Origin of the sequence: Diaminobutyricibacter sp. McL0608, assembly GCF_039613825.1 — a bacterium.
In the GTDB taxonomy this organism is placed as follows: Bacteria; Actinomycetota; Actinomycetes; order Actinomycetales; family Microbacteriaceae; genus Diaminobutyricibacter.
The window spans coordinates 905995-923025 of sequence record NZ_CP154826.1; the positions used below are offsets into that span (position 1 = coordinate 905995).

General features: G+C 66.8%; 16 protein-coding genes, 1 pseudogene and 1 riboswitch. Of the genes and pseudogenes, 5 read left to right on the top strand and 12 right to left on the bottom strand.

Going from position 1 to position 17031, the window contains the following annotated elements; translation table 11 throughout:
• Window positions 1-117: 117 nt before the first annotated feature.
• Together AAYO93_RS20175 and AAYO93_RS04205 are read right to left on the bottom strand one after the other, a co-directional pair.
• Window positions 118-462 (bottom strand): annotated as a pseudogene (locus AAYO93_RS20175) (hypothetical protein); the annotation flags it as partial.
• A complete protein-coding gene (locus tag AAYO93_RS04205; RefSeq protein WP_345763760.1) occupies window positions 459-818 on the bottom strand; it encodes an ArsR/SmtB family transcription factor in 360 nt (119 codons plus the stop codon). The gene AAYO93_RS04205 and the pseudogene AAYO93_RS20175, both read right to left, overlap by 4 nt.
• 56 nt (window positions 819-874) lie before the next feature.
• Here AAYO93_RS04205 and AAYO93_RS04210 point away from each other — a divergent pair, with 56 nt between their 5' ends.
• On the top strand, window positions 875-1348 hold the full coding sequence (locus tag AAYO93_RS04210) for a DUF2269 family protein (protein WP_345763761.1): 474 nt from the start codon (window positions 875-877) through the stop codon (window positions 1346-1348).
• Between the two features lie 22 nt (window positions 1349-1370).
• Here AAYO93_RS04210 and ribH read toward each other — a convergent pair whose 3' ends face one another.
• From ribH to AAYO93_RS04235, 5 genes are all read right to left on the bottom strand, one after another.
• On the bottom strand, window positions 1371-1850 hold the full coding sequence (gene ribH, locus AAYO93_RS04215) for a 6,7-dimethyl-8-ribityllumazine synthase (RefSeq protein ID WP_345763762.1): 480 nt from the start codon (window positions 1848-1850) through the stop codon (window positions 1371-1373).
• Window positions 1847-3133 carry a GTP cyclohydrolase II gene (ribA, locus tag AAYO93_RS04220; protein ID WP_345763763.1) on the bottom strand — a complete coding sequence of 429 codons (1287 nt, stop codon included), beginning with the start codon at window positions 3131-3133 and terminating at the stop codon, window positions 1847-1849. The genes ribH and ribA overlap by 4 nt, the downstream gene beginning before the upstream one ends.
• Window positions 3130-3783, bottom strand: coding sequence for a riboflavin synthase (locus AAYO93_RS04225; protein ID WP_345763764.1), 654 nt, complete (start codon window positions 3781-3783; stop codon window positions 3130-3132). The genes ribA and AAYO93_RS04225 overlap by 4 nt, the downstream gene beginning before the upstream one ends.
• A gap of 2 nt (window positions 3784-3785) precedes the next feature.
• Entirely contained in the window at window positions 3786-4835 is a 1050-nt protein-coding gene (ribD, locus tag AAYO93_RS04230; RefSeq protein WP_345763765.1) for a bifunctional diaminohydroxyphosphoribosylaminopyrimidine deaminase/5-amino-6-(5-phosphoribosylamino)uracil reductase RibD, read from the bottom strand.
• Window positions 4836-4924: 89 nt separating this feature from the next.
• Window positions 4925-5088: riboswitch (FMN riboswitch) on the bottom strand.
• A gap of 80 nt (window positions 5089-5168) precedes the next feature.
• Complete coding sequence (locus AAYO93_RS04235; RefSeq protein ID WP_345763766.1) at window positions 5169-6149, bottom strand: sugar-binding transcriptional regulator; 981 nt, start codon at window positions 6147-6149, stop codon at window positions 5169-5171.
• 151 nt (window positions 6150-6300) lie between these two features.
• Between AAYO93_RS04235 and AAYO93_RS04240 the strand changes: the two genes are divergently transcribed.
• From AAYO93_RS04240 to glpK, 3 genes are all read left to right on the top strand, one after another.
• On the top strand, window positions 6301-8010 hold the full coding sequence (locus AAYO93_RS04240) for a glycerol-3-phosphate dehydrogenase/oxidase (RefSeq protein ID WP_345764810.1): 1710 nt from the start codon (window positions 6301-6303) through the stop codon (window positions 8008-8010).
• Window positions 8011-8188: 178 nt separating this feature from the next.
• Complete coding sequence (locus AAYO93_RS04245) at window positions 8189-8914, top strand: MIP/aquaporin family protein (protein WP_345764811.1); 726 nt, start codon at window positions 8189-8191, stop codon at window positions 8912-8914.
• A gap of 81 nt (window positions 8915-8995) precedes the next feature.
• Window positions 8996-10510: a glycerol kinase GlpK gene (gene glpK, locus AAYO93_RS04250; RefSeq protein WP_345763767.1), complete on the top strand. Its 1515-nt coding sequence runs from the start codon at window positions 8996-8998 to the stop codon at window positions 10508-10510.
• 118 nt (window positions 10511-10628) lie between these two features.
• Here glpK and AAYO93_RS04255 read toward each other — a convergent pair whose 3' ends face one another.
• From AAYO93_RS04255 to AAYO93_RS04275, 5 genes are all read right to left on the bottom strand, one after another.
• Complete coding sequence (locus AAYO93_RS04255; RefSeq protein ID WP_345763768.1) at window positions 10629-11402, bottom strand: HAD family hydrolase; 774 nt, start codon at window positions 11400-11402, stop codon at window positions 10629-10631.
• Window positions 11399-11983, bottom strand: coding sequence for a GNAT family N-acetyltransferase (locus tag AAYO93_RS04260; protein WP_345763769.1), 585 nt, complete (start codon window positions 11981-11983; stop codon window positions 11399-11401). The genes AAYO93_RS04255 and AAYO93_RS04260 overlap by 4 nt, the downstream gene beginning before the upstream one ends.
• Window position 11984: 1 nt before the next feature.
• Window positions 11985-12995 (bottom strand): tryptophan--tRNA ligase, encoded by a 1011-nt coding sequence (gene trpS, locus AAYO93_RS04265; protein WP_345763770.1) that lies wholly within the window; start codon window positions 12993-12995, stop codon window positions 11985-11987.
• A 73-nt stretch (window positions 12996-13068) separates the two neighbouring features.
• Window positions 13069-13917, bottom strand: a complete 849-nt coding sequence (locus AAYO93_RS04270; protein WP_345763771.1) for an exodeoxyribonuclease III — start codon at window positions 13915-13917, stop codon at window positions 13069-13071.
• A gap of 9 nt (window positions 13918-13926) precedes the next feature.
• On the bottom strand, window positions 13927-15165 hold the full coding sequence (locus AAYO93_RS04275) for a YihY/virulence factor BrkB family protein (RefSeq protein WP_345763772.1): 1239 nt from the start codon (window positions 15163-15165) through the stop codon (window positions 13927-13929).
• A 101-nt stretch (window positions 15166-15266) separates the two neighbouring features.
• On the opposite strand from AAYO93_RS04275, the gene ptsP reads away from it, so the two are divergent.
• The gene (gene ptsP / locus AAYO93_RS04280) at window positions 15267-16931 is read left to right on the top strand and encodes a phosphoenolpyruvate--protein phosphotransferase (protein WP_345763773.1); all 1665 of its coding nucleotides are present in this window, start codon (window positions 15267-15269) and stop codon (window positions 16929-16931) included.
• Window positions 16932-17031: the final 100 nt, after the last annotated feature.

Here is a 17031-nt window from a genome sequence, read left to right on the forward strand (position 1 = left end):
CATCCGAATACCAGCCGAGCAGTTCGTTCCAGCCCTGCTCGTAGCCGCGGTCGTAGCCGTCTTCGCCGTGCCCGACACGCTCCACCCGGAGTGCACGACGGTGACGAGGGTGCCGCCGTCGGCGGGTGCGAAGTGGATGTCGACGAACGTGGCTGCGTCGTCCCAGCCGGCTTCGCGCCACGTGTAGGCCAGGTGTTCGCCGGGGACCCAATCCGTGATCCGGCCGATCTCGAGGGCGTCGTCCCCGGCCTCATCGTAGACCTCGCGGAGCGCGCCTCCCACGCCGGGCTCGAATTCGAGCCGGAGACCCCGCGCGGAGTCGTTCCAGTAGTGGGTTCCGCGCCGCCACCAGGTGCCGATCTGCTCGGTGAACACCCGGAAGGCCGTGCCTTCGTCGGTGGGGACGAGGATGGATGCCGTCGCGACGATGTTCGGGTCGCTGGTGGCCTGTTCTTCGCTCATCGTTCTTTCCCTTCGTGTGCGCTGCCCGCATCCGCCTGCCGGGTCACCTCGGCCGCGAAGGCTTCGAGTTGATCGCGCCAGAACGACTGGACCTGGTCGAGCCAGGCGCCGAGGTCGCCGAACGGTTCGCGGCGCAGGCGATACAGCTTGACCCGGGCGTCGTCGTCGACCCGCGTCTCTTCGATGAGACCGGCTTTGCGCAGTACGCGCAAGTGCCGGCTGATGGTGGGTGCGGCGACGGGGAACGCGTCGGCCACGGCTCCGGCGCGCATCGGCTCCTGCACGAGGAGTTCGACGATGCGCCTGCGGGTCGGGTCGGCGAGAGCATCCCACGCCGCATCCAATTGTGTAGCCATGTCGTTAATATATAGCCGTTTAGCTAAGGAAACAAGAGCCTCGCTAGGCTGAAACCATGGATACTCTCTTTGCCGTCCTCCATGTCGTGGGCGCCGTCTTCATCGTCGGCCCGATGGCGATTCTCCCGATGAGCGCGATGCGTGCCGTTCGCGCAGGCAACGCCGCACAGGTCGGGACGCTCGCGAAGTCGACCAACCTGTTCGCGCTGCTGTCGCTGATCGTCTTCGTGCTCGGCTTCGCCCTCGTCGGCATGGCAGACCCCAAGTTCCACCTGTCGGTCGGCACGCCCTGGGTCCTCTGGTCGATCGTGCTCTACATCGTTGCCCTCGGCCTGACCCTGTTCCTGGTCGTACCGACCATGCGACATGCGGCGGAAGCACTGGAGGCGCCTGGTGCGGCTGCGGCGGGTGGAACGACCGATGAGGCAGTAGGGTCGCCGAAGGCCGGCTATCCCGCGATCGCGGCCGGCTCCGGCATCGCCTCACTGCTGCTCGTCGCCGTCGTCGTCCTTATGGTCTGGAAGCCCTGACCCGGCACACGCACCGGAGCATCTAGCGCGTGGCGAGACCGCGCAGCACCACGGCCGTCGCGAGCGCGGCGTGGGCCGCCTCGGCGCCCTTGTCCTCTTTGGAACCCGGAAGCCCGGCGCGATCCAGGCCCTGCTGTTCGTCGTCGAGGGTGAGCACGCCGAAACCGACGGGCTTGCCAGTGTCGAGGGCGACGCGGGTGAGCCCATCCGTCGCGGCCGCGCTCACATATTCGAAGTGGGGCGTCCCTCCGCGGATGATCACGCCGAGCGCGACCACCGCATCCGCGCCGTTCTCCAGGGCCGTCTTGCTCACGACCGGGAGTTCGAAGCTGCCCGGCACGCGCACGATCGTGTACGCAGCGCCCGATTCGGCCAGCACGCGCTCGGCACCCGCGATCAGGCCGTCCGTGATCTCTTCGTGCCAGGTGCCCGCGACGACGACGACCGTCAGCCCGGTCCCGTCGACCTTCTCCAGAGTCTCCGGCGCTCCGGCTCCGCTCATCGCACTGTTCCTTCCGCAGAAGCCCGCACGGTGTCGGCGAGCTGGCTGTCCGTGATCGAGTGACCCATGCGGTCACGCTTGGTTTCGAGGTAGCTCTCGTTGAACGCGCCGACGCCGACGACGAGCGGCACGCGCTCGGTGACCTCGATGCCCCGTTCCTCGAGCTGGCGCACCTTCTCCGGGTTGTTGGTCAGCAGGCGTACCGAATCGATGCCGAGGTCCTGCAGGATGGCTGTCGCCGCCCCGTAGTCGCGGGCGTCGATCGGGAGGCCGAGCGCGAGGTTCGCGTCGAGCGTGTCGAGGCCCTCCTCCTGGAGACGGTAGGCGCGGAGCTTGTTGATGAGGCCGATCCCGCGTCCTTCGTGTCCGCGCAGGTAGATGACGACCCCGCCGTCGCGCTGGATGGTCTCCAGGGCGGCGTCGAGCTGCGGCCCGCACTCGCACTTGAGAGATCCGAACGCCTCACCGGTCAGGCACTCCGAGTGCACACGCACGAGCGTGCCGTCGGAGGCGGGATGACCGGCGACGATGGCGACGTGGTCTGCGCCGGTCATCCGGTCACGATAGGCGCGCATGGTGAACGGTCCGTGCTCGGTCGGGACGGTGGTCTCCACCTCGAAGATGACGCGCGACGACTCTGGGATGGGCGTGACGGTCGCGAGCTGCTGGTCGCAGTGGAATTCCTGCAGGTACGCGATCAGCGCCTCGATGGTGATGACGAGCACTCCGTCACGCTCGCCGAGCTCGATGAGCCCTGGCAACCGCATCATCTCGCCGTCGTCGGCGACGATCTCGGCGATCGCAGCGACGGGCGTGAGTCCGGCCAGTTTGAGCAGGTCGACCGCAGCCTCGGTGTGACCGTCGCGCTCACGTACACCGCCGTCGACGGCGCGGAGGGGGAGGATGTGGCCGGGCCGGTGGAGGCTGGCGGGCGTCGAGTCGAGATCGGCGAGCACGCGAAGAGTGTGGGCCCGGTCGGCGGCGCTGATGCCGGTACTGAGACGGTCGGCCGCATCCACGCTGATCGTGTAGTTGGTACCCCGCGCGTCCTCGTTGTTCGCCACCATCACGGGCAGCTCGAGCCGGTCGGCGATCTCGTTGGTCATCGGTGCGCAGATGAACCCCGACGAGTTGCGCACGGTCCAGGCGATCCATTCCTGGCTGGCGAGCTCGGCGGCGATGATCACGTCGCCCTCGTTCTCGCGGCTCTCGTTGTCCGCGACGATGATGGGCCGGCCGGCACGAAGCTCGGTGAGGGCCTGGGGGATGGTGGCGAGACTCATGCGTCGCTCCTCGATGATTCGGTTTGGGTCACGAGCGCGGGTGCGGCGTAACCGAGGCTCAGCATGCGTTCCACATGCCTGGCCAGGATGTCTGTCTCGATGTTCACGCGGTCCCCGACGACACGGTCGCCGAGGGTCGTCGCCTGGAGCGTCTCGGGGATGAGCGACACTTCGAACCAGCCGTCGTCGAGACCTCCGCCGACGGCGCTCACGGTGAGCGATACGCCGTCGATCGCGATCGACCCCTTGCGCACCACCAGTGCGGCATGCTCAGGGTCCAGGCTGAAGCGGACCACCCGCCAGGCGCTCCCGTCGGTGATCGACAGAACGGTCGCGGTGCCGTCGATGTGGCCCTGCACGATGTGCCCGCCGAGGCGGTCCCCGACCTGGGCCGCGCGCTCGAGATTCACCCGACGTCCGGCAGCCACCCCGTCGAGGGTGCTCATCGCGAGCGTCTCTGCCATGACATCCGCCGTGAAGGAGTCCGCGGTCTGGTCGATCACGGTCAGGCAGACGCCGCTCACCGAGATGGAGTCGCCATGGCGCGCCCCGGTCACGGCGACCGGTCCGCGAACCGTGACGCGTGCCGCGTCGTCCGCCCAGTCGACGGCGGTGATCTCGCCGAGTTCTTCGATGATGCCGGTGAACATGCCTAGGTTCCTTCGCTGTGGGTGGATGCCGCTGCCTGACGAGGCCGCGCTGTGATGAGCAGGTCGGAGCCGAGCTGCTCGACAGACGTGATCTCGAGCCGCCGCTGCTCGTTGATCGTGGTGACGCCGATGTCGCCGAGGGCGAGCCGGTCTCCACCGATCAGCGAGGGGGCGAGGTAGATCAGGTATTCGTCGACCAGTCCGGCGGCGACGAAGGCGCTGATCAGGGTTGGTCCGCCCTCGACGTAGGCGCGGCGGAAACCGCGGGCCCGGAGGTCGCGGAGTACCTCAGCGACGTCGTGTGTCGGCAGGATGACGGGGGAGTGCGGGTGACGGAAGACAGCAGCGTCCGACGGGATGCTGCGGGTTCCGACGATCACGGGCGTCGGCTGGGCCGCGAGCAACTCCCCGCCGTCCCCGCGGGCGGTGAGGCTCGGATCGTCGGCGAGGACCGTGCCCGTTCCGACGATGATCGCGTCGGAGGCTTCCCGCTGTTCGTGCACCCGCTGACGGGCGGCCGTCCCGGTGATCCACTGGCTCGTGCCGTCGGATGCGGCGATGCGGCCGTCGAGGCTGCTCGCCCATTTGACGGCCACGAACGGCCGGCCGAGCCGTGCGGCCGTCAGCCAGTCGTCGAGGAAGTCCTGTACGTCCCGGGCGAGTACGCCGCCGATCACGTCGACGCCGGCAGCCCGCAGCCGGGCCGCTCCTCCGCCCGACGCGTGGCCGGGATCGCTCACCGCGTAGACGACGCGCGCGACACCGGCTTCGATGAGCGCTACCGAGCAGGGCCCGGTATGACCGGTGTGATTGCACGGTTCGAGGGTCACCACGGCTGTCGCGCCGCGGGCTGCTCCGTGTCCCAGCTTGCTGAGCGCGTCCACTTCTGCGTGCGCTGTGCCGACACCGCGGTGCCAGCCCTCCCCGATGATCGAGCCGTCGACGCCGACGATCACACAGCCGACGCGCGGATTGATGCCTGTCGCCGGCCCGTTGTGGGCTAAGGCGAGCGCGCGGGACATCGCCGCTGCGTAGCCGCCTGGCTCGGGCATCCGGATCCCATCTCTCGTTTTCGAGACGTTCCGGGGTGGTGGTGACGAAATAGACACCGTCACAGATGGATCGCTCGCGCGCTCCTCTGCTCGTGCTGCCTCCCATCCGGACTGAGGCGCCGCACGATTCCTCGCGCGAAACCATTACCGTCGGTGCCGGAATTCCACCGGCTCAGCAGGTCGACGACTGGTCGTCTTCCCGCTCGCGGACTATCACCGCCGGTTCGGACTTTCACCGACCCCGGAGCACGTTTCTGCTTCTGAGTCTAGATCAACGCATGAGCGGTCCGACTATTCCCGACGTCCAGGCCGATCTTCCGTCCTGTCGGACGCTCAGGCGTCCGCCGAGGCGACGAGCGCTCGGGCGGTCCCTTCATCGACGATGAGGTCCGTGATCAGTTCGGCAGCGAGCGCTCCACGCAGACTGTGGACCTTCGACGGCCCCGAGACGACGCACACCCGTCGCGGCACCTGTTTGATCAGGTCGATGTCGGGGCCGCTGGCCCGCTCGTTCAGGGGGATGCCGTGGTGGCTCCCGTCTTCGCGGAAGAACACGGTGGCGACGTCACCGACCACACCGGACTCCGTGAGTGCCGCGTAGTCCGCCGCCTCGAGGTAGCCGCCGGCGTAGACGTGCGACCGTACCTCCGAGAACGGTGAACCGAGCCCGAAGATCGCGACCTCCATCCGGCTCTGGATGTCGAGGATGCGCCGGGTGCTCCGCTCGCGCCACATGGCTTCCCTGGTCAGAGCGTCGTCGAAGAGCGCGGGTACCGGGAACTCCTGGATGGTGCCGGCGAACGTGTCGCCGAAGCGCCGCAGGATCTCGCTCGCATACAGCACGCCGGTGGTGTTCGTGTTCCCGGCTCCGTTGAGCTGCACGAACTCGAGGTTGTGCAGGTCCTTCGGGATCAGGTGGCGGCTCAGTGCGCTGATCGTCGAGCCCCAGGCGATTCCAACGGTCATGTTGGAGTCGATGAAGCGGTCGAGAATTCGTGCAGCCGAGATGGCCACGCGCTCCAGCCGGTCGACGTCGCTGATGTTCGCGGGGACCGGGACGATGTGTGCCGCGATTCCGTAACGCTCGTGGATGTCCTGCTGGGTGCGCGAGGCTCCCTCGTTGGGCGTCGCGATCTGGATGGTGACGAGCCCGGATGCGCGGGCATAGCTGAGCAGCCGCGAAACACTGGAACGCGAGGTGTGCATCTCGTGGGCGATCGCTTCCATCGTGAGGTCCTGCATGTAATACAGGTGTCCCGCTTTGAGTGCGTCCCTCACCTTCTCCGGAAGGTTGTCCGTCTCGGTTTGAGCCATCGATCCTCCTCTGCACGTATGTGCAGTCAGCTTGAACAATCTTGTCCGACTTCCCAAACTATAGCTGCGCACACCGGCCGGCGTGCACCGAGCAAGAGAAACACAGGTAGGGACAGTGACAACGCAGTCGGGAGCGACAGGTGACCTGAGGATGGACGTCGAGAGCGTCCGCGAGCGGCCCACCGCCCAGGTGCTCATCATCGGGGGAGGCATCAACGGTCTCGGAACCTTCCGCGACCTCGCACTCCAGGGCGTGGATGTGGTGCTCGTCGAGCGCAACGACTACGCGTCCGGAGCATCCGCATCCTCCAGCCACATGATCCACGGCGGCATACGGTACCTCGAGAACGGCGAGTTCCGGCTCGTGCGCGAGTCGGTGACCGAGCGGAACGGGCTCCTGAAGATCGCGCCGCACTACGTCAAGCCGTTGAAGACCACCATCCCCATCTTCTCGACCTTCTCCGGCATCCTGGCAGCGCCTCTGCGGTTCCTCACCCACAAGCAGGGTTCGACCAAGGAGCGCGGCGCCGTCCTGATCAAGACCGGGCTGACGCTCTACGACGCATTCTCACGAGACGGTGGCGCTGTGCCCCGCCACCAGTTCGCCGGACGCACCAGATCCCTCCAGACGCAGCCCGAGCTCAATCCCGGCCTCAAGTACACGGCCACGTATTTCGACGCGTCGGTACACGATCCCGAACGGCTCGCGCTCGACGTCCTGGAGGACGGGAGAGCGGTGGGGCCCCGGGCTCGCTCGGCGAACTACGTCGAGGCGATCGGCACCCGCGACGGGGGAGTTCTCGTGCGCGATCGGCTCTCCGGTGCCGAGTTCGTGATCCAGGCGGAGGTCGTCGTGAACGCCTCGGGTCCGTGGACGGACCTCACGAACGCGGCGCTCGGCCGGCCGACGGAGTACATGGGCGGCACGAAGGGCTCGCACATCGTCCTCGACAACCCGGCGCTCCTCGACGCCTGCAAAGGGCGCGAGATGTTCTTCGAGAACGACGACGGCCGCATCGTGCTGATCTACCCGCTGAAGGGGAAGGTCATGGTCGGCACCACCGACCTCGAAGCGGACATGTCGGTGCCCGCCGTCTGCACAGATGAGGAGATCGCCTACTTCATCGAACTGGTCGCGCACGTTTTCCCGGACATCGCCGTTGAGCGGTCGCAGATCGTCTACAGCTTCTCCGGCGTGCGGCCGCTGCCCCATCACGACGACACCCAGCCCGGGTTCGTCTCCCGCGACTACCGGATCGTCAACGGAACGGTCCCGGGGCTCGGCAGCACGACGCTGCTGAGCCTGGTCGGCGGCAAGTGGACCACCTTCCGGGCCCTGAGCGAGCACCTCAGCAACGATGTGCTCGCAGCTCTCGGCGTCGACCGCACCGTTCAGACCGCGGGCCTCGCGATCGGCGGAGGGGTGGGATATCCGGCGGGCGACGCAGCTCGACGCGACTGGATCGCCCGCTACGGCGCCGATATCGGTGCGGAACGTGCTGGACGGATGCTCGAACGCTACGGAACGAAGGCGAAGGCCGTGATCGAGGCCGTATCGGCTGTCGACGACGCACCGCTGGCGTCGGCGCCCGAGTACAGCACCGCCGAACTCGCGTACCTGATCCGCACCGAGCATGTGGCCCATCTCGCCGACATTTTCCTCCGCCGCACCAGTCTCGCGTTCACTGGTTCAGTGACACGCCCGGTCGTAGCGGAAATCGGCGAAATTGCATCAAGAGAGCTCGGATGGTCGCAATCTAGGCGGGTTGAGGAGGAAGATGCGTTTATAGGTGAACTCTCAGCCGCACACGGGGTACACCTCGTGACCGGAAACGGAAGCGAGGCTCCTGCCCTCCGATAATGCACGAACGTGCATGGCCCGGTCCTTGTCGAGGAGCGGCGGACGCGAATAGCGTTCAGTTGCCACACTCGACAAGCGCCACAGATAGCGCACCGAGGGTGCGATTCAACTGAAAAACTGGAAGGTCAATGTGGACAGTCTCTTGGTAGATTTCTTGTCGGAGATCGCGGGCACAGCGATGCTCGTCCTCCTCGGCACCTCGGTGGTCGCCAACGTAGCCCTCGTCAAGACCAAGGGGTACAACGGCGGCTTCCTGATGGTGACCATCGGCTGGGGCCTCGCGGTGTTCGCTGGTGTGGTCGTCGCGTTCAACTCGGGCGCACACCTGAATCCCGCCGTCACCCTGGGTCTGGTCGCCAACGGCGCCAAGACGTTCGGATCAGCTGCGCTGCATACGGTGGTCCCCGTCAACATCGGAACGATCCTCACGTTCATCGCAGGCGAGTTCATCGGTGCGATCATCGGGGCGGTCATCACCTGGCTCGCGTACAAGCAGCACTTCGACGAGGAGCCCGAGCCCGCCAACAAGCTCGGCGTCTTCTCGACGGGTCCTGCGATCCGCAGCTACGGATGGAACCTGGTCACCGAGATCATCGGCACCTTCGTGCTCGTGTACGTCATCATCGCATTCGGCCACCAGGCACCTCCCGGAATGGTCGCGATGGGCGCACTTCCTGTCGCACTGCTGGTTATCGCGATCGGTGCCTCCCTCGGTGGCCCGACCGGATACGCCATCAACCCAGCCCGTGACCTCGGTCCGCGCATCGCTCACTTCTTCCTTCCCATCAAGGGCAAGGGGTCGAGCGACTGGGCTTACTCGTGGGTGCCGGTGGTCGGTCCGATCATCGGTGGTGTCCTCGCAGGCTGGCTCGCGCTGGTCCTCCCGCCACTCGTCAAAATGTAAGTCACCTAGTAGAGCGGCGCTCCGGTTCCGCGGTGCGGAGCCGGAGCCTGCCCGCCCCATCTCACCACAAAGGAGTTACACATGAGCGACTACGTTGTCGCCATCGACCAGGGGACGACCAGTTCCCGGGCGATCATCTTCGACAAGTCGGGTTCGATCGTTTCGACCGGCCAACTCGAGCATGAGCAGATCTTCCCGCAGGCCGGCTGGGTCGAACACAACCCCGTCGAGATCTGGAACAACGTTCGCGAGGTCATCGGTCAGGCGCTCGCCAAAGCCGATCTCACCCGCCACGACATCGCCGCGGTGGGCATCACCAACCAGCGCGAGACCGCCGTCGTCTGGGACAAGAACACCGGCGAACCCGTCTACAACGCGATCGTCTGGCAGGACACCCGCACGCAGCCCATCGTCGATCGCCTGGCGGCCGACGGCGGCGTCGAGCGTTTCAAGCAGATCGTCGGTCTGCCGCTCGCGACCTACTTCTCGGGCACGAAGATCGTCTGGATCCTCGAGAACGTCGAGGGCGCGCGGGAACGCGCAGAAGCCGGCGACCTGCTCTTCGGCAACACTGACGCCTGGGTTCTGTGGAACCTGACGGGCGGAGTGGACGGCGGCGTGCACGCGACCGATGTGACCAACGCATCGCGCACGATGTTCATGGACCTCGAAACGCTGACCTGGCGTGACGACATCCTCGACATCTTCGGCGTGCCGAAGTCGATGATGCCCGAGATCAAGGCCTCGTCCGAGGTCTACGGAACCGTCGAGCCGTCGAGCCTTCTGCGCGAAGTGCCCGTCGCGGGCATCCTCGGCGACCAGCAGGCCGCGACGTTCGGCCAGGCCGCGTTCGATGCTGGCGAGTCGAAGAACACTTACGGCACCGGCAACTTCCTCATCTTCAACACGGGGGAGGAGATCGTCCACTCGAAGAACGGCCTGCTCACGACGCTCGGCTACAAGCTGGGGGACGCCAAGCCGCACTACGCCCTCGAGGGCTCGATCGCTGTGACGGGCTCGCTCGTCCAGTGGATGCGCGACAACCTGGGCATCATCTCGAGCGCCCCGGAGATCGAAGAGCTCGCCAAGACGGTCGAGGACAACGGTGGGGCCTACTTCGTCCCGGCGTTCTCCGGCCTGTTCGCGCCGTACTGGCGGTCGGATGCGCGTGGTGCGCTGGTCGGCCTCACCAGGTACGTCAACAAGGGACACATCGCTCGCGCCGCCCTGGAGGCCACGGCCTTTCAGACGCGCGAAGTGCTCGACGCGGTCAATGCCGATTCCGGCGTCGACCTGACCGAGCTGAAGGTGGACGGCGGCATGATCGCCAACAACACCCTGATGCAGTTCCAGGCGGACATCCTCGGGGTTCCCGTCGTACGCCCGGTGGTCGCCGAGACGACCGCGCTCGGCGCCGCCTATGCCGCCGGCCTTGCGGTGGGCTTCTGGGAGAACCTGGATGACCTGCGCAAGAACTGGCAGGAGGACAGCCGCTGGACCCCGAAGATGGACGACGCAGAACGCGACCGCCAGCTTCGGCTGTGGAAGAAGGCCGTCACCAAGACCTTCGACTGGGTCGACGGCGACGTCCGCTGACGCGGCCGACGCCGCCGCCCTGGCGCTGTGCTCGTTTGTGCGCCGCCGCTGCTGCGGCGCACAGGCGACGTGAAGTAATCTGCCGCGCGAGCATCGCCGTTCGCGCCGAGATGACCCGTTACTCGGGTGACTCTCGGTGCGGGCGGCGATTCTCGTTGGCCAGTAGGTCGGGCAGTTCGGCGAGTGAGTGGACCTCGAACACTCCGGCTTCGCGGGCGTCCGCCGCGTCGGCCGGCTCGGGCACGAGACCGGTGCGGTTCAGCCAGACCCCGGTGAGACCTGCCCGGGCGGCGCCGACAGCATCGGTGCGCAGCCGGTCGCCCACGTAGGCCGCGTCGGACGGGGCGACACCGAAGGCGGAGCAGGCGTGCTCGAAGATGGCGGCGTCGGGTTTGACGATGCCGAGCGCACCGGATGCGATGATCCGGTCGATGCGCGCGTCCAGACCGACTGTGGTCACCTTGCGGGTCTGGAAGGCGAGGTCGCCGTTGGTGATGAGCCCGAATCCCACGCCAGGGATGCGGGCGGCGAGCTCGTCGAGGCAGGGAATCGCGTCGTCGTGGAGCGCCCAGTTCTCCACGTACCGCTCGAAGTAGGTGGCGAACCAGACGCTGGCCGCTTCGTCATCGAGGGCGACACCGTGCCTTGCTGCGAAATCCCTGGCCCGCGCCCGCCGCTGGCCCTCGAAGTCAAGCTGCCCGGCGAGGTACGAATGGTAGTGGGATTCTTCGAGTTCGTGCCAGAGCGAGACTGTCGTCGCCGCATCCAGTTCGAGATATGGCGCGCCCAGCCGGGCGACATGCGCCTGAATGCCGTTGGCGACGGCCGCGCGGTGGGCGAAGAGCGTGTCGTCGAGGTCGAACAATACAACCTTCACAGGGCGGGTGGTCACGCGAGTGTCTCCATCGGCCAGCCCGGCACAGGCAGGCGCGGGTCCTCGCGCAGGAGCGAGGCAGACCAGTCGTCGAGTCTGTGGCCGCGCTGCACCGCGCCGAGGCGTCGCATGCCCTCGAAAGTGAAGCCTGCCCGCTGCGCGACCGTCGCCGAAGGGATGTTGCCGGCGAATGCGTGCCACGTGATTCGCTGGAGTCCCAGTCCGTCATCGCCGGCAGCGAAGCCATAATCGCAGACCAGCTGCACGGCTTCGGTCATGATTCCCCCGCCCCGTGCCTCGGGTGCGAGCCAGTAGCCGATCTCTGCGGACCTGCCGGCGATGTCGTGGAGTCCGATCATCCCGATCAGGTCGCCGCCGTGCCCCAGTCGGATCGCCCAGGTGAGAGTCGTGCCCGTCGTCCAGCCCGCAGGAACGACCTCGAGGATGAAGTGTACGGCGTCGTCGCGCCTATAAGGGCTGGGCACAGTGGTCCAGCGCTGGACAGCGGGGTCTTGGCAGAGCTCGCTTACGCGATCGATATCGGCCTCGTGCGGAGGTGTCAGAGTGACGCGAGTGCCGGAGAGGGTGTCTCGCGCCATGTCAGCGGGCCGGGCGAAGCAATCCGACGCGGTCGTACGCTTTTGCGAGTGTCACCTCGGCCACAGCGCTCGCGCGATCCGCGTTCGCCGCCAGGATGCGGTCGAGCTCAACCGGATCGTCGAGGAGTTCGAGCGTGCGTTCGCGAATCGGACCGAAGGTCGAGACGAGCACCTCGGCGAGCCCCTTCTTGAAGTCGCCGTACCCGCGACCCGCGTACTCGTCCTCCAGGGATTCGATGGTGCGGCCGGCCAGGACCGAGTAGATGGTGAGCAGGTTGGAGATGCCCGGCTTGTTCTCGCGATCGAACGCCACGTGCCCCTCGGTATCCGTCACAGCGCGCATGACCTTTTTGGCGTTCACGGAAGGCTCGTCGAGCATCCAGATCACGCCGGCGTGCGACTCCGCGGACTTCGACATCTTCGCCGTCGGGTTCTGGAGGTCGAAGATGCGGGCGGTCTCCTTGAGGATCATCGCCTCCGGAATCACGAACGTCTCGCCGAAGCGGCTGTTGAACCGCGCGGCCAGGTCGCGTGTCAGCTCGACGTGCTGGCGCTGGTCGTCGCCGACCGGCACGATCTCGGCATCGTAGAGCAGGATGTCGGCTGCCATCAGCACCGGATAAGCGAACAGACCGACCGAGGTCGCATCCGTTCCCTGCTTCGCGGATTTGTCCTTGAACTGGGTCATACGCGCGGCTTCGCCGAACCCGGTGATCGTATTGAGGATCCAGGCGAGCTGGGCGTGGGCCGGCACATGCGACTGCACGTACAGTGTCGACTGCGACGGATCGATGCCGGCCGCGATGTACTGGGCCGCCGTGCGTCTGGTCTGCTCGCGCAGCGCATCCGGATCCTGCGGAACGGTGATCGCGTGCAGGTCGACGACGGAGAAGAAGGCGTCGTGATCCCGCTGCAGGTCTTTCCACTGGAGGAGAGCGCCGATGTAGTTGCCGATCTGAAGCGAGTCGGCGGAGGGCTGCATGCCCGAGTAGAGCCGGGGAAGGTGTGTCATGTGAACCTCGAGAAGCGAGGATCCGCCGCCTGTCAGGTGTTCAGCGGATCGATGTGATGGTGGAGGGAGTCTTTCAGAGGGCGTAGTCGACGACGACGGGAGTGTGATCGGACCATCGTTCGTCATAGGACGTCGCGCGATCGACCGAGCAGTCGACGACCGTCGCAGCCAGGCTGGGTGTGGCGAGCTGGTAGTCGATGCGCCAGCCGGTGTCGTTGTCGAACGCCTGGCCGCGCCAGGTCCACCACGTGTACGGGCCGTCGACTTCGCCGGCACAACGTCGACCGATGTCGACCCAGCCGAGGCCGCCGCCGGCGTTGTAGTCGTCAGAACCCTCGGCGCCGACGATGCGGTCGAAGTAGGCGCGCTCCTCAGGGAGGAATCCGGCGCGTTTGACGTTGCCCTTCCAGTTTCGGATGTCGAGCGAACGGTGCCCGACGTTCAGGTCGCCCATGACGACGGCGTATTCACTGTGCCGCTGGAGTTCGGGAAGGCGCTCGAGCATCGCATCGAGGAACCGGAATTTCTCGTCCTGCTTCGGAGAACCTGCCTCTCCCGAGTGGACGTATGCGCTGACCACGGTGACGATCTTGCCATCGACCTCGTAGTCGGCTTCGAGCCAGCGGCCGGCGCTGTCGAAGTCGTCGGACCCGAGGACCACGCGGTGGATGCTCGCCTTCGACCGGCTGGCGATGGCGACTCCGGCGCGACCCTTCGCCGTGGCCGGGTCGTGGAGGACGTCCCACTCCGGCCCGAGAAGCTGCTGCACGTCCTCGGTCGAGGCGCGCACCTCCTGGATCGCGAGGATGTCGACGTCGCGGCTGTCGAGCCAGGCGCCCATGCCCTTGCGGTATGCGGCGCGGATGCCGTTCGTGTTGATGGTCGCGATGCGCAGAGGTCTGGCGGTGCGGGACGAAGGCATGCAGCCAGTTTAGTGAGAACCCCCGACGCCCTCGTCGAGCGTGTCGTTCAGCACCCGCTCCGCCTTCTCGACCCTGCGCTGGGCTGCGAGCCGTTCCCACCACCGCGCCCGTGCGAGCTCGGCTCTGGCGTCGTCCAGATCGACCTTTGCGACGAGGACACGGGCCTCGTGCTCTTCGGCGGCCTTCTCGGCGGCTCGCTGCTCGGGAGTCACCTTGCGCGGCGAGATGCCCCGGTCGAACATCCCGACGGCGATCCACGACCCGGACAGCAGCATGACCCGCGAGGTCAGGTTGAACCAGACCAGCAGCCCGACGAACACGGCGAAGGTCGCCAGGAGGGGATTCTTGTTCGCCGTCCCCAGGAGGAGGCCGGCAAGGAAGCTCAGGCCCGCGAGGGCGGCGGCACCGAGCAGGGAGCCGAACAGGAGGTTGCGCCAGGGGATCGTGACTCTCGACAGAACACGGAACATCGACGCCAGGACGACGACGTTGAGCAGCAGCGAGACGGCGACACCGGAGAACTGCGTGATCGTCTGGGTCCAGAACGAGTCCTGATCCAGATCGAGCACACGGAGGACGAAGTTGAGTGCTTCGGTGCTGACGATGGTCAGGATGCCCGAGAGGACAAGTACGAATCCGAAGGCGAGAGCCAATCCGAGGTCGCGGATCTTCTGGAGGACGTAGTTGGTCGTGTCGCGCGACAGGCCGAAGATGGCGCGGACGGCTTGTCGTGTGTAGAACAACCAGCTGATCGCGGTCCAGAGCAGGCTGATCGCGGCTATCACGCCGGTCCATCCGAACGTCGTCGTCGTCGTCGTGAGGTCGGCAGGATCGATCACGCCGCCCGGCCCGATCAGGCCCGGGATCGCGCGATTGATGATGTCGGCGATCGCCAGGAGCAGTTCGTCGTTTCCGACGAGCCAGATACCCGCGACCGAGAAGCCGAGCCAGATGGCGGCGAACACGGCGAACAGCGCCTGGAACCCCATCCCTGCAGCCCGAAGGTTTCCGTCGCTGTGCGAGAAGTTGATGTAGACGCGGTACGGCTTGAAGGCTTTCACCCAGCGCGTGGCCCGCGAGACCTGGGCGGCCGGCTTCTCGAACCGCGCCTTGACGGGCTCGGCCACGGAAGCGAAGGTCTCCTTGACGTGCTCCTCGCTCTCGTGCAGCCGCTCACGCACGTCGTCTGCACGCGACCGCGCACGCTGCGACGAGGGCGGGGCGCCCGTCATCTTCTTCTCGGCCACGGCGCCAGCCTAGCGACCGGGAAGACGGGCGGGGCGGATCATCGGCGTCCGGTCGCCCGAGCCATGGCGTACGGCCATGCCGTCGGCCTAGGCTGGATTAGATGGGAGGCCTAATCATGCAGGTCACGGGCATCGGAGTCGGTCGGGGTGTCGCTGTTGGTCCGGTGCTGAGGATGCCCGAGCCGCTGCCCGACCCCGAGGACATCACCTCGGAGTTCGAACCTCTGGTCGAACTCGAGAGAGCGTCCGACGCGCTCGGAGCCACGACCGACGATCTCAACCTCCTCGGCGCGCGGGCCGGAGGGGATGCGAAGGACGTTCTCGAGGCGCAGGCGCTGATGGCGCAGGACCCCGCGGTGCTCGAGGACATCGAGGAGCGGATCAGCAGCGGAAAGACCGCCGAGCGCGCGGTGTTCGAGGCGTTCCGCGCCTATCAGTACGTTCTCGAGTCGATGGGCGGCTACATGGCGGGCCGCGGTGCAGACCTGAAGGATGTGTCCCAGCGGGTCGTCGCGCACCTCCAGCGCGTCGCACTGCCTGGTGTCCCCGTCTCGGACAGCCCGTTCGTGCTCGTCGCGAAGGACCTCGCTCCCGCCGATACGGCGTTGCTCGATCTCGACAAAGTATTGGCGCTCGTCACCCGCGACGGCGGGCCGACTTCGCACACAGCGATCCTTGCGCGCTCGAAAGGGATCGTCGCCGTCGTCGGCGCCCTCGGTGCAGACGAACTCGCCGATGGCATGACGGTCGTCGTCGATGCGTCCACCGGGAACGTCGTCGTCGACCCGTCCCCCGACGTGATCGCTGCCGTCGCGGCGCGGCGCGCGGCCCACGCCGCCGTTGCGCCGTTGACACCGGGAGCCCTCGCGGACGGCACGCCGGTGTCGCTCCTCGCCAATCTCGGCTCGCCGGCAGAGGCCAGCGCCGCCGCCGAGCTGGGCGCAGAAGGGGTCGGACTGTTCCGTACCGAATTCCTGTTCCTGGGTGCCGCCGAGGCGCCGGGCGTCGACGAGCAGCGGGAGCAGTATCGCGTGCTCTTCGACGCCTTCCCCGGAAAGAAGGTCACGGTCCGGGTGCTCGATGCCGGTGCGGACAAACCACTCGCGTTCCTGCCCGAAGCCCACGAGGAGAACCCGGCCCTCGGGCGAAGAGGCATCCGGGCCCTGCGCGACACGGAGCAGGTGCTCCGGGATCAGCTGCAGGCGCTCGCCGAGGCTTCGGCCGACTCGGAGGCCGACCTGTGGGTGATGGCGCCGATGGTCGCGGATGTGGCCGAGACCGAGTATTTCGTCTCACTGGCGCGCGAATACGGCTTGAAGACTGTCGGAATAACCGCAGAGGTTCCTGCTGCGGCCATCCTTGCGGACCAGATCGCCGAACGCACCGACTTCGTGAGCATCGGCACGAACGACCTGACTCAATACACGATGGCGGCGGACCGGCTGCTCGGTACGGTGGCGTCGTACCAGGACCCCTGGCATCCGGCAGTGCTCCGCATGATCAAGTCCATCGGAGACGCGGGTACGGGCCTGGGCAAGCCGGTCGGGATCTGCGGGGAGGCGGCAGCCGATCCGCTGCTGGCGGTGGTGTTGGTGGGCCTGGGCGCGACCGACCTGTCGATGACGGCGGCAGCGCTCGCGGACGTGCGGGCCGAACTGTTGCGCCACACGCTCGCGGACGCACAGCACCTGGCCGCACTCGCCATCGATGCCACCAGCGCGGCCGACGCCCGGCGCGTCGTCTCAGAGGCGGACTCGTCGCACTAGATTCGCCTCGGCGCACCAGTTCTGACCAGTGCGGTGAGACACAATTAGTGCGGCGACGCCTAGGCCTTCTAGTCGACGCTTCGCGCAGCCTCAGCGAAAG

Bases quoted from the DNA above. Each gene is read 5' to 3' on its own strand.
- AAYO93_RS04205 (WP_345763760.1), bottom strand. From the start codon at position 818: ATGGCTACACAATTGGATGCGGCGTGGGATGCTCTCGCCGACCCGACC.
- AAYO93_RS04210 (WP_345763761.1), top strand. From the start codon at position 875: ATGGATACTCTCTTTGCCGTCCTCCATGTCGTGGGCGCCGTCTTCATC.
- ribH (WP_345763762.1), bottom strand. From the start codon at position 1,850: ATGAGCGGAGCCGGAGCGCCGGAGACTCTGGAGAAGGTCGACGGGACC.
- ribA (WP_345763763.1), bottom strand. From the start codon at position 3,133: ATGAGTCTCGCCACCATCCCCCAGGCCCTCACCGAGCTTCGTGCCGGC.
- AAYO93_RS04225 (WP_345763764.1), bottom strand. From the start codon at position 3,783: ATGTTCACCGGCATCATCGAAGAACTCGGCGAGATCACCGCCGTCGAC.
- ribD (WP_345763765.1), bottom strand. From the start codon at position 4,835: ATGCCCGAGCCAGGCGGCTACGCAGCGGCGATGTCCCGCGCGCTCGCC.
- AAYO93_RS04235 (WP_345763766.1), bottom strand. From the start codon at position 6,149: ATGGCTCAAACCGAGACGGACAACCTTCCGGAGAAGGTGAGGGACGCA.
- AAYO93_RS04240 (WP_345764810.1), top strand. From the start codon at position 6,301: ATGGACGTCGAGAGCGTCCGCGAGCGGCCCACCGCCCAGGTGCTCATC.
- AAYO93_RS04245 (WP_345764811.1), top strand. From the start codon at position 8,189: ATGCTCGTCCTCCTCGGCACCTCGGTGGTCGCCAACGTAGCCCTCGTC.
- glpK (WP_345763767.1), top strand. From the start codon at position 8,996: ATGAGCGACTACGTTGTCGCCATCGACCAGGGGACGACCAGTTCCCGG.
- AAYO93_RS04260 (WP_345763769.1), bottom strand. From the start codon at position 11,983: ATGGCGCGAGACACCCTCTCCGGCACTCGCGTCACTCTGACACCTCCG.
- trpS (WP_345763770.1), bottom strand. From the start codon at position 12,995: ATGACACACCTTCCCCGGCTCTACTCGGGCATGCAGCCCTCCGCCGAC.
- AAYO93_RS04270 (WP_345763771.1), bottom strand. From the start codon at position 13,917: ATGCCTTCGTCCCGCACCGCCAGACCTCTGCGCATCGCGACCATCAAC.
- ptsP (WP_345763773.1), top strand. From the start codon at position 15,267: ATGGGAGGCCTAATCATGCAGGTCACGGGCATCGGAGTCGGTCGGGGT.